The 14,939-nt window shown below is 64.8% G+C and carries 15 protein-coding genes; 6 read left to right on the forward strand and 9 right to left on the reverse strand.

The window, feature by feature from the left end:
• A partial coding sequence (locus tag A3AS_RS0139045) for a helix-turn-helix domain-containing protein (protein WP_026202830.1) occupies positions 1 to 193 on the reverse strand: 193 nt, incomplete at its 3' end.
• A gap of 799 nt (positions 194 to 992) precedes the next feature.
• Entirely contained in the window at positions 993 to 1,994 is a 1,002-nt protein-coding gene (locus A3AS_RS0139050; RefSeq protein WP_018322859.1) for a tripartite tricarboxylate transporter substrate binding protein, read from the reverse strand.
• Between the two features lie 494 nt (positions 1,995 to 2,488).
• Between A3AS_RS0139050 and A3AS_RS0139055 the strand changes: the two genes are divergently transcribed.
• Together A3AS_RS0139055 and A3AS_RS0139060 are read left to right on the forward strand one after the other, a co-directional pair.
• A complete protein-coding gene (locus A3AS_RS0139055) occupies positions 2,489 to 3,760 on the forward strand; it encodes a DUF2157 domain-containing protein (RefSeq protein WP_018322860.1) in 1,272 nt (423 codons plus the stop codon).
• Positions 3,757 to 4,362 carry a GDYXXLXY domain-containing protein gene (locus A3AS_RS0139060; protein ID WP_018322861.1) on the forward strand — a complete coding sequence of 202 codons (606 nt, stop codon included), beginning with the start codon at positions 3,757 to 3,759 and terminating at the stop codon, positions 4,360 to 4,362. The genes A3AS_RS0139055 and A3AS_RS0139060 overlap by 4 nt, the downstream gene beginning before the upstream one ends.
• Here the strand turns inward: A3AS_RS0139060 and A3AS_RS0139065 are convergent.
• Positions 4,359 to 5,732 carry a PLP-dependent aminotransferase family protein gene (locus tag A3AS_RS0139065; protein WP_198293762.1) on the reverse strand — a complete coding sequence of 458 codons (1,374 nt, stop codon included), beginning with the start codon at positions 5,730 to 5,732 and terminating at the stop codon, positions 4,359 to 4,361. The two genes, A3AS_RS0139060 and A3AS_RS0139065, sit on opposite strands and share 4 nt — an antisense overlap.
• Before the next feature lie 164 nt (positions 5,733 to 5,896).
• Between A3AS_RS0139065 and A3AS_RS0139070 the strand changes: the two genes are divergently transcribed.
• The gene (locus A3AS_RS0139070; protein WP_026202833.1) at positions 5,897 to 6,757 is read left to right on the forward strand and encodes a DMT family transporter; all 861 of its coding nucleotides are present in this window, start codon (positions 5,897 to 5,899) and stop codon (positions 6,755 to 6,757) included.
• A gap of 10 nt (positions 6,758 to 6,767) precedes the next feature.
• Here the strand turns inward: A3AS_RS0139070 and A3AS_RS0139075 are convergent, their stop codons facing one another.
• Positions 6,768 to 7,982, reverse strand: a complete 1,215-nt coding sequence (locus A3AS_RS0139075; RefSeq protein ID WP_018322864.1) for an EAL domain-containing protein — start codon at positions 7,980 to 7,982, stop codon at positions 6,768 to 6,770.
• A 742-nt stretch (positions 7,983 to 8,724) separates the two neighbouring features.
• On the reverse strand, positions 8,725 to 9,888 hold the full coding sequence (locus tag A3AS_RS0139085; RefSeq protein WP_018322866.1) for a hypothetical protein: 1,164 nt from the start codon (positions 9,886 to 9,888) through the stop codon (positions 8,725 to 8,727).
• 338 nt (positions 9,889 to 10,226) lie between these two features.
• Here A3AS_RS0139085 and A3AS_RS0139090 point away from each other — a divergent pair, with 338 nt between their 5' ends.
• The gene (locus tag A3AS_RS0139090; protein WP_018322867.1) at positions 10,227 to 10,850 is read left to right on the forward strand and encodes a helix-turn-helix transcriptional regulator; all 624 of its coding nucleotides are present in this window, start codon (positions 10,227 to 10,229) and stop codon (positions 10,848 to 10,850) included.
• An 82-nt stretch (positions 10,851 to 10,932) separates the two neighbouring features.
• On the opposite strand, the gene A3AS_RS0139095 is transcribed toward A3AS_RS0139090, so the two are convergent.
• The 4 genes from A3AS_RS0139095 to A3AS_RS0139110 form a co-directional block, all read right to left on the reverse strand.
• Positions 10,933 to 11,181 carry a hypothetical protein gene (locus tag A3AS_RS0139095; RefSeq protein ID WP_018322868.1) on the reverse strand — a complete coding sequence of 83 codons (249 nt, stop codon included), beginning with the start codon at positions 11,179 to 11,181 and terminating at the stop codon, positions 10,933 to 10,935.
• 101 nt (positions 11,182 to 11,282) lie between these two features.
• On the reverse strand, positions 11,283 to 11,660 hold the full coding sequence (locus A3AS_RS0139100; protein WP_026202834.1) for an Hpt domain-containing protein: 378 nt from the start codon (positions 11,658 to 11,660) through the stop codon (positions 11,283 to 11,285).
• Between the two features lie 156 nt (positions 11,661 to 11,816).
• On the reverse strand, positions 11,817 to 12,515 hold the full coding sequence (locus tag A3AS_RS0139105; protein ID WP_018322870.1) for a Crp/Fnr family transcriptional regulator: 699 nt from the start codon (positions 12,513 to 12,515) through the stop codon (positions 11,817 to 11,819).
• 190 nt (positions 12,516 to 12,705) lie between these two features.
• Positions 12,706 to 13,416 (reverse strand): Crp/Fnr family transcriptional regulator, encoded by a 711-nt coding sequence (locus A3AS_RS0139110; RefSeq protein WP_018322871.1) that lies wholly within the window; start codon positions 13,414 to 13,416, stop codon positions 12,706 to 12,708.
• A 433-nt stretch (positions 13,417 to 13,849) separates the two neighbouring features.
• On the opposite strand from A3AS_RS0139110, the gene A3AS_RS0139115 reads away from it, so the two are divergent.
• Together A3AS_RS0139115 and A3AS_RS0139120 are read left to right on the forward strand one after the other, a co-directional pair.
• Positions 13,850 to 14,332: a response regulator gene (locus A3AS_RS0139115; RefSeq protein ID WP_018322872.1), complete on the forward strand. Its 483-nt coding sequence runs from the start codon at positions 13,850 to 13,852 to the stop codon at positions 14,330 to 14,332.
• 422 nt (positions 14,333 to 14,754) lie between these two features.
• Positions 14,755 to 14,939 (forward strand): Hpt domain-containing protein (locus tag A3AS_RS0139120; RefSeq protein WP_026202836.1); only part of this gene is annotated, 185 nt, incomplete at its 3' end.

The raw sequence follows: 14,939 nt of genomic DNA on the forward strand, positions 1-14,939 counted from the left end.
GCATAGCGGACCGGCCCCGGGAGCGATCGCTCAGGGCCTCGAGACCGTACTCCTTATAGCGATCGAAGATCTTGTAGCCGGTCTTGCGCGATATGCCGAACTCGCGGCAGACCTCGGACATGGCTTCTCCTTCCAGAAGCCGGGCGACAAAGCGAAGGCGTTCTTCCATGACCGAACTCGCTCTCCACGGCATCGCCACCTCCCGCAGAACAAAAGCGGAAAGTGTAACCCATGTGTCCGGTACGTTCTGTCACCTATGTCTCGGGCCGCTCATGCCAGCGGCCGGACGAATTTGCAGGCCATCTCCTTGCTTTATCCGATCGGATAGTTCTCCGCGGAGAAGTTGGTGCAAAGATGGGGCTTCAGTATCCTATCAAGCTAGTAGTTTCGGACGACCGCAGCTGCGGTCGTCGTGGTTCAAAAGCAGATTAGCTAACGACGAAACGGGATCAATTTGCCTTGCCACTTCCCGCCATCTTCGAAGAGAAACCGATAAAGTCCTTGCGCGCAAACTGCCGGTGTCTACTGGTGCCGTGATTCGTTCCTAAGCCCCCATCTTTTTCCACCCACACTCGCCAGACAACCTTGAGACCGTGGTTCTTGGCAAATTCGTTAATGAGGTCCTGCCGGGTAGACTGGCACTATGCGACGGCGAACGTCGGGGCAAACAAAAATCCACACCAACGTTGACTGCGCAGCTCGCTCGCCTTCGAGAGGGTTGGCCAGAGCCTGGCCAATCGTCGAGCAGGATCGCTTCGAGATAAGGCGAGCGTGCGCATGATGGTGACGCGCTGGTGCACGGCGCCAGAGAGCGCCGCGGGCTTAGCGTGCCCAAAGCGAAGGGGCCTTAAGTCCGGATCAGCTCCAGCGCGATCTCGCGCGCACGCGCCTTGGGAGTCTTTCGGATCTCCAGCCCGAGCATGACGTAGTGTCGAGCACGCTACGTTACGGCCGCTCCTTCGCGTGCGCGCCACCCCCCGGCGATCCCCCCGCTACTGCGCACCAATCCCCGCGCTCTCAATCACCCGCTTGTAGCGCGCCGTCTCATCGACGATGAACGGGACCATCTCGGCCTGCCCTTTGTCGGCAATCGACACCTGGCCGTTGGTGGTGAGGTCGGCGGCGATGCCGGGGTCGGCGAGAACGGCGGCCAGCGCCTCGGAGAGCTTGCCCACGATTTTCGGGTCGGTCCCGGCCGGGACCGAGACCCAAGTCGAGCCGGCGTTGACGGCGTCGGGGTAGCCGGCTTCGAGCACCGTCGGCGCATCGGGCAGCGCGGCCATCCGCGTAGCACCGGTGGTGCCGAGCACCTTGACCTTGCCGGTGTCGATCAGCGGCCTCAGCACGGTGAGATAGTCGAAGGAGACGTCGAGGACACCCGACATCATATCCGTCATCTGGTTCGCGCCCGACTTGTAGGGCACATGGGTCAGCTTGATGCCGGCGGCCGCTTGGAACATCTCGCCGGCGAGATGCTGTGCGGTGCCGGGGCCGGGGGAGCCGAAATTGGCCTTGCCCGGGTTCGCCTTCGCGTAGGCGACGAACTCGATCAGTGTGCTGTAGGGCGCTGCCGCCGTCGCGACGAGGACTTGGTTCGACGAGCTTACGCCGCGAATGTGGACGTAGCTCTTGAGCGGATCGTAGTTGAGCTTCGTCAGCCCCAAATTCGGCTGGATCGTCATTGGTCCGCCGGAGGCGTAGAGCACGGTGTAGCCGTCGGGCTGGGCCCGGGCCACGAACTCCGTCCCGATGGTGCCGCCGGCGCCGGGCCGGTTCTCCACCACCACCGGCTGCCCAAGCCGCGTCCGCAGCAGCTCCGCGATCTTGCGCGAGACGAGGTCGGTGACGCCGCCGGCCCCGAACGGCACCACCCAGGTGATCGCGCGGTTCGGCCAGGACTCCGCGGCCGTCTGGGCTCTCGCGGCGCTCGCCTGCAGTGCCAGTGTCGTCGCGACGACGAGACAGAGAAACGATCTGGCGAGCGCTCTCGTCATCGTCCTTCCGGGACGCCTGCTCAGGCCGCTGCCCGCGCCAGATCTCGCGGCGGCGCCTTTCGGAGCGCTCGCACGATCCGCTCCCTCCAGGAGTCGCGCAGGTGCAAACGCCATCGATGCGGTCCTCCCCGGTACAGTGTGGCCGTTGATGGCCATCTTGACCGAAGGCTACAGTCTTGAGTCTCGTCCAACCATTGGCGCAGTCCGAGCATCACTTTTGCAAAATATGAAAAGATCGATGGATCGCCGTCAGGCCACAAGCTGCGATCCTTTAGGCTCGCTTGCTCTTGAAAAATTGCCCGACGCGTAATCCATTTCGGCCCGCGTAAGTCCTTGATCTTCCAGCCCCCGCCTACTGTGCATGGGGTTGTTTTCGCGTTTATTGTCCGAGGGCATAAGACCGCCGCGCACGGCTGCGTTAGCTTGAACCCACTCCCCGCCCGCGCCGACCCAGCACTACCCGCCCTCCGGCGGGCCCGAGGTAACCCACCCCAATGTTCGAAAAGACCTACCGCGACCGCCTCGATGCTGATCTTGCGCAATGGGAAGCCGATGGCGTGATTGCGCCGGCGGCGGCTGCCGCGATCCGCAATGCGCTGCCGCAGCTAGCGCCGGGCATCAACATCGCCCTGGTCGTCGGCATTGTCGGCGGTCTGCTGATCGCGGCCGCGTTCCTCGCCTTCGTGGCGGCGCACTGGACCGAGATCGCGCGGCTGTTGCGGTTTGCGATCCTGCTCGCCGGCATGGTCGCTACCTCTGGCCTCGGGGCCTGGTTTGCGGCGACGGGCCGCAACGTTCTCGCCGATCTCTGCGCCAGCGTCGGTGCAATCATCTTCGGTGCGGGTATCGCGCTGGTCGGCCAGATGTATCATCTCGGCGACGACTTTGCCGGCGGCATGCTGCTGTGGTCGATCGGCGCGTTCGCCGCGGCGCTGCTGACCGGCTCGCGCGGTGCGCTCGCGGTCGGCCTCGTCGCCGCCGGCATCTGGACCTGCATGCGGACTTATGACGCGCCCGACGTCCTGCATCTTCCGTTCGTGGCGGTCTGGCTGATCGCCGCGGCTCTTGCCTTCGCCTGGAATTCGCGCGCCGCCGCTCATCTCGTCGCGCTCGCGCTGTTGCCGTGGTGGATCGCGACCTCGCTCCGCTTCGAGCTCGACGGCGCCCAGCCGTCCTTCGTACTCGCCAACGGCGCCGCGCTGCTGTTCGGCGCCGGGCTCGCGCTCGCAGCCTGGCCCTCGCCGAGGGCGCTCCGGCTCGGGACCGTCCTGTCGATTTACGGGGCGTTTTCGCTGGCCGGCGCCGCCGTCCTGGAGGTGGCGACCGTCGACGACATCATCCGCTTCAGGAGCAGCACGGCGCCGGCCCAGCCGATTTGGGCGATCCTGTGCGGGGCCGCGGGGGTGATCCTCGCCCTCGTCTCCGCCATGCTCACGAAGCACGCAGGTGAAATCCTCGCATCATGCGCGATCGGGCTCGTGCTGCTCGCCGCGCCGATCTGGCCGGTCTCCACGGCCGGCGAGCCCTGGTTCGCTTACGCCGCGCTGCTTTGCGCCATGCTGTGCCTCGTCGTCTCCGGTGTGCTCGATGACGTGCGCCCGCGGATCGCCGCCGGCTGGCTCGGAATTGCCGGCGTCATCGCCGGCATCACCTGGGCGGTGCACGGCTCGTTGCTGCGCCGCTCGGCCTTCCTTGCGGGGGCCGGAATCATCGCCGTGGTCTTTGCCACCGCGCTCAATCGCATGCTGCCGAGGGCTGAGCGATGATCGGTACCATCACCGGACGCTGGCAGCGCATCCCGAAAGCCGTGCTGTTCGGCGTCGCTGTGCTGCTGCAATGCTTGCTGCTGGTGCTGATGGTCGCCGACCGCATGCAGATCCTGCGCGAAGGCGTTGAGGTGACCTTGCAGACGCAGCCGGTCGATCCCCGCGATCTCCTGCGCGGCGACTATGTCGTGCTCCGCTACGACATCTCGCAAGTGCCGGCCGGCGCGCTTGCCGGCAAGCCGGCCGACGCGCGCCATCCGATCGTGTTCGTCAAGCTCGCGCCCAATGCCAACGGCCTTTACCAGGCGGTCTCGGTGCATGCCGAGCCGGTGCCGGTCACGGCTCCCGACGTGCTGATCCGCGGCCGCGTCGCCAATTACGGCGGGGCCTGCGGCTCGGGTCGTCACACCTTCTGCGATAATTTGCCGATCAAATACGGTCTCGAGAGCTACTTCGTCCCCGAAGGCGAGGGCAAGAAGCTCGAGCAGGCCCGCAACCAGCAAAAGCTCCGGGTCGTCGCCGCCGTGCTCCCCTCCGGCCGCGCCGCCATCAAGCGGCTGCTGCTCGACGGCGAGCCGGTCTATGAGGAGCCGCTGTATTAGCGCGACGGCTCCGGCGCCGCCTTCAACGCCCGCCGCAGCACGTCCCACACGCGGGGATCGCTCATCTGCGCCACGTTGAAGCGCATGAAGTGCTGCGCCGTCTGCGACACGCTGAACACGTTGCCTGGCGCCAGCACGACATCCTGCTCCAGCGCCGCGCGCGCGACCTGCGCGGCATCCTGTCCGCCCGTGAGCCGGCACCAGAGGAAGAATCCGCCGCGCGGCACCAGCCAGGGCTCGATGCCGAGTGCCTGAAGTTTTCGCGCGACGTCGCGGCGCGTCCGCGTGAGCTTTTGCCGGAGCTCGTCCATGTGCTTGCGATAGCTGCCGCCGGCCAGCACCTTTGCGATGATCTCGGTCGCGGCCGGGCTCGGGCCGCCAAAGCTGATTGCGACCTGGAGGTCGACGAGATGCTCGATCCAGTCGGCCCGTGCGGCGATGTAGCCCGAGCGTACCGAGGCCGACAGCGTCTTGGAGAAGCTGCCGATGCGGATCACCCGGGTGAGCCCGTCGAGCGCGGCAAGGCGCGGCGAGCGCTCCGGCTCGAAATCGCCGAAAATGTCGTCCTCGATGATGGTGAGGTCGTGCGCCGCCGCCGCTGTCAGCAGCCGGTGCGCGGTCGCAAGCGACATCGTCGCGCCGGTCGGATTGTGCAGCGCTGAATTGGTGATGTAGAGCCTGGGACGCTCGCTGCCGAGGATCTGCTCGAAGCGGGTGACGTCAGGGCCCGATGGCGTATAGGGCACGCCGACGATCCTGGCCTGATGCGCCCGCAGCAGCGCGCGAAAATTGAAATAGCAGGGATCGTCGACCAGCACCGTGTCGCCGGGACGGAGCAGGAAGCGGCAGACCAGGTCGGCGCCTTGCGTGCCCGAGCCCGTCAGCATGAGCTGATCGACCGACGCGGGAATCGAATCCTCGGCAAGGCGCGCCAGCAGCAGCCGGCGCAGCGCCAATCCGCCGCGCGTGCTGCCATAATCCGTCAAGAGATCCGCATCGGTCCGCGCCAGGGCACGGACGGCGCGGCGCAAGGCCGCTTCCGGCATCCACTCCGCCGGCAGCCAGCCGCAGCCGGGCTTCGGCACTGCCGCGTCGGCATCTAGCGATTGCCTGGAGACCCAGAACGGATCGACCTCCCGGTCACGCCGCGGCCCGGCTTCGGCCAGCGCAAGCGGCGGCATGATGGTCGGCGAGACATAGAAGCCGGAGCCGCGACGGGCGCGGATCAGGCCTTCGGCCGCGAGGCGATCATAGGCTTCGACGACGGTCGACGGCGACACGCCCATCGTGGCGGCCAGGCTGCGGACCGATGGCAGGCGGTCGCCGGCACTGAGCGCGCGGCCGGCGACCTTGGCGCGGATCGCGCTCATCACGTCAATGGTCCGCGTGCCGCCGCGTCCCTTCGATGGCGCTCCGATGTCCAAGGTGTATCACCTTCCATACCCATACAGATTTGCCGGATTGTACTGGATTGTGACTGGTCGTGCCACCGCCGACAGCCGAGTATCGCGCTTCTCGAAAGGGCGGAATGGACATGCAATCTGCGGGGAGCGGCTGGGGCAACGGCCTGCTCGGCGTCATCATCTTCAGCGGCTCGCTGCCGGCGACGCGCGTCGCGGTCGGCGGCTTCTCCGCGCTGTTCCTGACCTCCGCCCGTGCGGTCATCGCGGCGCTGATCGGTGTGGCCGTGCTCGGCGTGCTGCGGCAGGCCCGGCCGCAGCGAACGGATTTCGCCTCCCTCAGCATCGTCGCCATCGGCGTCGTGGTCGGCTTCCCGCTGCTGACGGCGCTCGCGCTCCAGCACATCACCTCGGCCCGTTCGATCGTCTTCATCGGCCTGTTGCCGCTCTCGACCGCGGTCTTCGCCGTGCTGCGCGGCGGCGAGCGGCCGCGGCCGTTGTTCTGGCTGTTCGCGGTCCTCGGCAGCGCCACGGTAGCCGGCTTTGCCTTGTCGAACGGCGGCTCGGCCTCGCTCGCCGGCGATCTCCTGATGGTGGCCGCGATCGTGCTGTGCGGCCTCGGCTATGCCGAAGGCGCCGCATTGTCGCGCCGGCTCGGCGGCTGGCAGGTGATCTCCTGGGCGCTCCTGCTCGCGCTGCCGCTGATGGTGCCGGTCGCGGTTCTGACCTGGCCGGCGAATTGGAACGGCGTCAGCGTGCCCGCCTGGATCGGGCTCGCTTACGTCTCGATCTTCAGCATGTTCGTCGGCTTCATCTTCTGGTACCGCGGCCTTGCGATCGGCGGCATCGCGCGTGTCGGCCAGTTGCAGCAGCTCCAGCCGTTCTTCGGTCTCGCGCTCGCCGGCCTGCTGCTGCACGAGCCCGTCGCCTGGAGCATGATCGTCGCGACCGTCCTCGTGGTCGCCTGCGTGTTCTTCGCGCGCCGGTTTGCGTGAGGCTTGTGCCTCACGCCTGCCCCATCACCGTCTTCGTCAGCGCGCCCTTTGCAAACTTCTTCAGCGGCATCGGCTTGCCGAACAGGAAGCCCTGCACGAGATCGAAGCCGAGCTCGTTGGCGGCGACGAGGTCGGCGCGGCTTTCGACCCCCTGGGCCACGCTGCGCGCGCCAAAGCCCTGCGCGAGCTCGACGATGTGACGGCACACCGTGCGCTTCAACCGGTCACTGCCGCTGCCGGTGACGAATTGCCGGTCGGCCTTCAGCTTGACGAAGGGAACTTTGTCCCGCTCCATCAGCGCCGGCCAGTTGGCGCCGAGATTGTCGATCGACAGGCCGATATTGTGCAGCCCGACCTCGCGCGCGACCTCGGTCAGGAGATCGAGATCGCGGATCGCCTCCTCGCTGTCGATCTCGACCGTCAGCCCGCCGAAGGCCGGATGCGTCGGCACGCGACGGCAGAGATCGCGCACCGCCTGCGGCTCCTTCAGATAAGACGCGGGCAGGTTGATCGAGAGATCGACCGGGGTCTGCTGCTCCAGCAGATAATGCCAGTCCCGTATCGCGCGCTCGATCACGAATTCGGAGAGGTCGCGCAGATGCGGATCGCGCTCTTCGGGAATGAAGTAGGCCGGCGGCACCACGCCCCAGGTCGGATGCCGCATCCGCACCAGCGCCTCGGCACCGCAGCGGATCAGCGTGCGCGCGTCGATCTTGGGCTGGTACCAGAGCTCGAGCCAGCCGGCATGCAGGGCCTCGCCGACATGCACGGCGGGACTGGGCGCCGGCTCTTCCGGCAGCAGCATGGCGATGCGCTCGCGCAGCGTTTCCGCCGCAAAGGGCGTGGTCAGCGGCGGCAGCATGGCAAGGCCATATTCCTCGCCGACCTGCCGCACGGCCTTGACGATGATCGACTCGCGGGCGCCGACGGCGAGAACCTTGCCGGCAAATGCCTCGCGCACCAGTATTTCGAGGAATCTCCCCGGCTCGATGCCGTCGGCGGCGACGCCGAGCAGGATCAGGTCCGGCAATTCGGTGGCGAGCACGGTTTGCAGCTCGTCCGAGCTGGCGCATTCGCTGGTGACGAAGCCGAGATCCTCCAGCACCTCGCTGAGGAAGGCGCGCAGATGCCGCTTGCTATCGGCCACGCAGGCGCGCGGCGTTACCTTTCGTCGTCCGAAGGTCACAGGCCTTCGTCCGACGAGTTCAACCATCCCATCGTTCATCAACACCACTCCCGTTCCGTGACGGTTTCTTAAACGGTGAGCGTGGGTTCAAATAAGGAGAGCTTCACATCGTTCTTGAATTATTTGAGTAACGTTAAACCCTGCAATTCGAGCTAATTTGTCGACAGACTCTTCGCAAAGAGTTCGCATACCCGAGCACCACGCGCACAACGACTGTCAGCGCACGCGAAATGTCTCTCGCGCGATGAAAGCTGCGTCCCGCTTGCCAGCGGATGAAGATGAGCGATGCGGATGTGTGCCCTTTCGAAGCAACGACGCGGCCAGCGCAGATTAATTTCCGCCGTTTCTTCGGGGTGTGCGCCCGCTCGTGCGCGACGAAGACGGTGAACGGGAGCGCGTCGTCGGCGGTGGGCGGCCCCGCATTGCGGCGGTTGCTCTCCCGATCGCTTTGCGGGAGATCGCAAGCGAGCGACGGCGACGGTCGCAGGATTCGCCTTCGCGCGATGCGCGCAAGTATCGCTTTCGCTCGTGACGGTTCTGCGACACCGCGTCCGGGCCCAGGGCTGCAAATGTGAAGTGCATCACACGCGCATTGCTGCACCTGCGCTATTGCTCGGCACAGCCGGTGGTGGGCTGTCGAGGATTACGACAATGACGATGCGGCGAATGATGTATTGGTGGTTCAGGGTCGTGATGTCAGGGCGATTTCTCGATCGCTTTCTGTGCCTGCCGCGCGCGCAATGAGCATGAACCGGAAAAGTGTGCAGCGGTTCGCGCGATATCAGGTCTGCCCGATCAATTTGCGAAACGCCGCCGCACCGTCCTGCACCACGTCGCGGCCCTTCCAGGCCAGATAGGTCAGCTTGCCGCCGAGCGTGTCGTGGCTGCGCAGCCGGCGCGAGCCGAGGATATGGCCGACATTGGACGGGAAGCGGCTCACCTCGGCGGACACCAGCGCCGCGATCGCATCCATCAATTGCTGGAGCCGGATTCCCCATTCGCAATTTTCGATGCCGTCGATGCGCACCTTGAGTGAATATTCGGTGTCGTAGATCTTAGCGAGCAGGTCGCGGGCGACCAGCACCCGGTTGTGCCGGAGCGCGATACGAAGCGCGAGGCGCTTGTCGTCGAGCCGGTCGAGCACCATGGGAATGACGCAGGCATAGGGCGTCGCGGCGACATCAGTGACGCTCTTGCTCGCAGCGGCCTTGGTCGCGAGACGCGCCAATTGCCAGGGCATCGTCAGGCGCCTCGCCACCAGCGCGAGCGCGAAGGGCAGCGCATCGGGATGAGCCTTCTTGAAGGCGTCGAGCTGCGCGGTGATCTGGGCAACCCGTCCGTCGTCGAATTTCGCGATCTTCTCAGGCAGCTTTTCGTTGAATTTCGGCAGCGCATTGCCCGCGCGCAGCACGTGCTGCATCTTCCTGACGTCGTCGAAGGCGGTGCGTGAGGCCGTGTACTGCGCGAGCTTGCCGCGCGCGAATTCGGTGCTCTCCACTGATGCGAAGGTGCTCTCGAGCACCTTGACGACCTTGGTCTGGAAGGTCGCGGCGACCTTCAGGACTTCCTTCGGGTTGTTGGCTGCGACCTGGTCGTTGATCGCCTTGATGTAGTCGCGTGCCATGGTCGGCAGCAGGTCGCGGCAGATCCACTCCCAGATCGGGGTGAGGGTGTTGCGCGAGATCCGCCCCATATTGGCGTGCTCGGGCGCGCCATCGATCAGGAGCAGTTCGAGCGGCGCGAAGAAATAGCGCGACGGGCTGGTGGCGCGCGCCTGGGTCGATCCGTCCTTGCGAAACTCGGCGCGCAAGCGCGACTGGATGTCGGACGAGCCGGGCATGTCGATGCCGCACAGCTCGAGCCGTTCGAGTTCGCTGAGCAGACAGCTGCGCGACAGCGGCGTCAGCCTCTGCAGGAATTCCGACAGCCGATCGATCTCGTTCATGGCACGCAATCTTTCGCAGCGTTTCCCGCGGGCGTGCGGGCCCAATGCGTGGAGGCATTTGCGCGCTCTCAACTTCCCCTAAGAGAAGCAAGTCGCCGTTAATTAATCCGTAAAAACCGGGGGGGAGGCGTCGGGGCGAAGGCTGCGGTTAAGGACGATTTCGCCTGTCTGCCCAAGTTTCCGGCGAAAAACTCAACCCCAGCGTGGGCGCGCGCCGCCGAACGCAAGCACAAATTGTGCCGACGTCACCACTTTAACGCAAAACCGACAAAATCACCGTAGTCTTACGGAGCAAAAAGTTAACCACAGACCGCCCCCGGTTCCGCTAAACGAGTGACATGGGGTCACAGAATGATACGGCCACCGATTCGCGGCCGTCGGAATGGTACGAAAGCAGCGCTGCTCCAACTGAAGAGCTCGATTTCGTCCGCCTGAGTGCCGCCCGAGCCAAAGCCGCCGACGAAATGGCCGCTGCCATCGCCCGCGAGCTCAACGGCCCCCTGACTGCCCTGCTGCTCTACATGGGCGAGATCAAGCATCACAGCGATCAACTCGCGCCCGTGACCGGCGACCGCGCCTATTTGCAGCGGGTGATCGAGAACGCGCTGGCACAAACCGAGCGGGTTTGCGGTGTGGTCAAGCAGCTTGCCGGTCCTCACAAGGGTGGCTTGTCGATCCCGTCCAGCGTCGAGGACGCGGAATCGAAGGCCGTCCGCGCCCAGCAGGCCCAGCGCGTGCCGAGCGCCGAACTCCTCAGCCTGTCGGGTCAGAAGCGGCTGACCAAGCGCGAGCGTGAGGTGCTGAGCCTGATCAGCGAAGGTTATTCGAACAAGCAGGGCGCGCTTCGGATGCAGATCAGCCCGCGCACGTTCGAGAGCCATCGCGCCGAAGCGATGCGCAAGCTCGGTGCGCGCAACACCGCGGATCTCGTCCGCGCGGCGCTGCTGCACTCTATCGACTGAGGCTGGTGTGTTGCATCGCCGGCAGGCGGTGCGGACAAGACCCCGAGAGATCTCCCGGGACATCTTAAAAACCCGATCGCGCTCAGAAATAGTCTTCGGCGAAGGGACGCGCGCGCGAGATCGGACGCAACGGCTTGATCTCTTCCTTCGGCCCGTTCGGGATGATCGTGATGGTCCAGCGGGGCGGCATGCTCGATTCATGCTCCAGCACCGAACGCACGAAGCCGGTCACCGTGGACTCGCCAGCCTTCACCGTCGCCATGCGGCCGTTGAACTGTGCGATACGGAAGCGGCGAACCTCTTTCTGGTCCGCGGTCTCGTAGGTGAACATGGAAACCCTCCTGGTTTCCGGCGACTATCGCCACCTATGATTAGCCATCTCTAAAAATCCCAAGCCGTAGAAGTACGGCGGGAATGCACACACGCGAGTGGTTAGCCCTGCGGCTCCTGCGCGCGCGCGGCGGCATAGGCGGCGTCCATCAGGTCCAGGAGATCGCGAAATTCGCCATCGCCCAGCCTCTCCGCGGACTTCTCCAGTCGCAGTGCCAGCGCCGCGAGCCTGGCATAGCCGAACGTTCCGGCTGCGCTCTTCAGCGAATGCGCTTCGCGCGCGATCCTGGCGTGGTGCTGCGCCAGCGAGAGCGTGCGAAATAATTGCAGGCGCGCACCGGTCTCGCTCCAGAATACATCGCGCACTTCGCAGGCACCGTCCTCGCCGATCTCTCGCACCAGCGCTTCGTAAGCGTGCGGCTCGCGCGCAGGCTCGGCATCGAGCGCCTTCTGCGCGGGCGCGACGGTGACTTCAAACATGGGCCTGCTGCCTTGATCACGGGTCATTTGTCGCGCGGCACGTCCGGGCGCGAGGGCGGCCCCATGTCTACGGCACTCGAATTTCAGTTCCGGTAGCAGGACACAAGGTGTTTGCAGGCCGACATTAGCCGGCAGTTTACCATGCGCGCGCGGCCCTCAGCCCGCGCCGAGCAGCCGGTCGTACTGGGCCTTCACGGTGGCGTAGCATTCGCACGCCGTCTGGCGCAGGCCGTCGAGGTTGGTGATCTGGATGTGCCCGCGGCTGTAATGGATGAAATTGGCCTGTTGCAGGGTGTTGGCGACCAGCGACACGCTGTTGCGCCGCGCCCCGATCATCTGCGCCATGGCCTCCTGGGTCAGCAGCAGCCGGTAGTCGCCCGAGAGGTCATGCGTGTGCAACAGGCAGCGCGACAGCCGCGACTCCACGGGATGGGCGGCATTGCAGCCTGCCGTCTGCTGGACCTGGGCGTAGACCGCCAGCCCGTGGCGCGTCAGCAACGTGCGTAGGGTGCTGCTCTGGTCGGCGGCGATCCGCAGCCGGTCGAGATCCATCACCGACGCGACGCCCGGAACCAGCACGATGGCGGTGTTCAGCGCGCACGCATCGCCCATGGTCGAGAGCGTCCCGAGCAGGCTGTCGCGCCCAATCATGGCGACTTGCACATGCTCGCCCTTGGCGAGCTTCACAACCAGCGAGATGACGCCGCGGTGGGGAAAATACGCGCGCTTCAGCGCCTCGCCGGTCTCGACCAGCACCGCGTCATGGGGCAGATCGACTGTTCGCAGGTGCGGGCGGATCGATTCATAGTCGTCTGCCGACAGTGCAGACAGGAAACCGTTGGCTGAACGCACCATCGTTTCCAAAAGCTGCCTCCCGTTCCCGCGCCATCGAATCGCGATGGACGAAATCACGCCCAGCGCGCGTAAGTTCCATCATGTTCACGTCGGGATATATTGGCAATTGGGACAAGTTGTCCCCGACCATGGCAGCGGTCCTGCCACGCTGCGTGCACGCCGGCATAGAGTTGATTGCGCCGAGGTGTCGTCACGGCACGGTTCCCACCAGGCGGAGGTGGTGGGCTTTCACTGCCGAATAGCAGTCGCAGCACGTCCTCTCCAGTGCCCGTAGATCGAGAATTTCGATCTGGCCACGGCTGTAGTGGATGATGCCGGCCCGCTGCAGCGCATGCGCGACCAGCGAGACGGCATTGCGCCGTACGCCCAACATCTGCGCCAGCGCCTCCTGAGTCAGCGGCAGGATTTCACTGTCCGAGAGATCGCGGGCGCGCAGCAGCCAGCGCGCGAGCCGCGCCTCGACCGGGTGCAGCGTATTGCAGAGCAGCGACTGCTGCGCATGCGCGAGCAAGGCCTGCTCATGGCGGACCATCAACTGGCGAAACGGCGCGCTTGCGGCAGCGACCGTACGGAAAGCTGCGATTTCAAGCACGGAAGCAGTCCCTGGGAACAAGACGACCGCGTCTGTCAGCGCGATGCCGCCGGCAAGCGCAGCGCCGCCACCGACGACACTGTCGCGGCCCAGCATCGCCACCTCGATCATCTGTCCTTCCGACAGGCCCACCGTGATCGAAACGGATCCACCATGCGGGAAGTAGACATATCTCAGCGCAGCACCCGCCTCGCACAAGACAGATTTCCTGACCATTTCGACTGTCGCGAGATGCGGGCGCAGCAGATCGAGATCTGCCGCGTCGAGCATTTGCAGCAATTGGTTGGACGGGCGGCCGCTCGCAATCATCGAAGGTCAATCCGGCGTGTTCGATGTACGATCGGTGTAAAGCCCGCTCGTCATCCAGTTGCGCGGTGACAAAAACATATTGTAAAGGTTGTGGCGCTGTCCATATACCCGTTAGAGGGCAGACAGGCTGCGGCATTTGCGGCGGAAATAAGAATGGCGCGCTGATTCGCTTACGAGCCGGTGCGCCGGTCCTGCAGGGGTTGCGCAGGAAAAATCTGCAAGGGGGCTGTCATGAGCCGGAAGCATTGCATCCGCGCTGCGATCAGACGTCGGTCGACCCGCGCAGTGTCGTCCGTTGGACCAGCATTCACAGCCATCCACTATTGCGATGAAGCCTGGCGTCGCGTGGCCGCAGATTTCGCGTCCATCTTCCCCGTGCCGCCAACGGCATTCGCGACCATCCATTTTTCGACTGAAAGCAAAGGAGAACGGCGTGCCCCACGGTTCAATTATTGAATCGCCAAAACGGGAAACTCAAATGGGGACAGAAGGTCTGCGCCATATTCTCGTTGTCGACGACGACCCGATGGTCTGCATGGCCATCGAGGTCTATCTCCAGCGCAACAATTTTCGAGTCACGATTGCCGAAGGAGGTAAAGCCGGACTGCGCGCGCTCGAACACCAGCAATTCGATCTGATGATCATCGATATCTTCATGCCGCACATGCGCGGGTTCGAATCGATCCGGATCTTCCATGAGCGGGCGCCGGTCATTCCGCTGATCGCGATGTCCGGCTACGCCTTTGCAAATCTGAATTCGCCTGCACCCGATTTCCTCCGGATGGCACTCGAGCTCGGCGCCTCACGCTGTCTGCGCAAGCCGTTCACTCCGCACGCGCTGCTCGCTGCCATCAACGATTGTCTGGCGGAGCATCGTCCCGACGGCGACATCGCCTCGGCCGCGCGATTGGGTTAGCGCGGCGCGGGCCGCTGTGGCCACAGGTAACCGTTCGTTTACCGCGTCTGCGGACTACGCAGATCGCGCCGCCGACGCGAACCGAGGGGCGCAACTGCGCCTCCGGTTGCCGGCGGCGCTGTTCGATGCCCCGCAGGCGGCCCCTATCGTCCTTCAAGAGCGGGATTTTCCGGCGCGCCTCGCCCGCTGTTATCGGCCCGTTTACCTCACGCGTCCCCGCCGTTGCGCAGTCGCTTTTGCCGAATAGCGCAGCCGCATGCGGGCGAACCGCAAACTTCTCTTCAATATCCGTATTAGGACGGAGGATGAAATTAACGGGACTGTGAAAAGGGATGTCTAACGATCCAGAATAGAGACTTCCGTCCATGCCAAAAAGCGGGGCAGGCGCCGAAGTCCAGGGTCAGGTCAGTAAGGCGTAGCTCATGGATGATCTGTTGCGGGAGTTTTTGACGGAGACCAGCGAGAGCCTGGACACCGTCGACAACCAGTTGGTGAAGTTCGAGCAGGAGCCGAACAACGCCAAGATCCTGGATAACATCTTCCGCCTGGTCCACACCATCAAGGGCACCTGCGGCTTCCTCGGATTGCCGCGGCTGGAAGCGCTGGC

This window comes from Bradyrhizobium sp. WSM2793 (assembly GCF_000379585.1).
Taxonomy (GTDB): Bacteria; Pseudomonadota; Alphaproteobacteria; order Rhizobiales; family Xanthobacteraceae; genus Bradyrhizobium.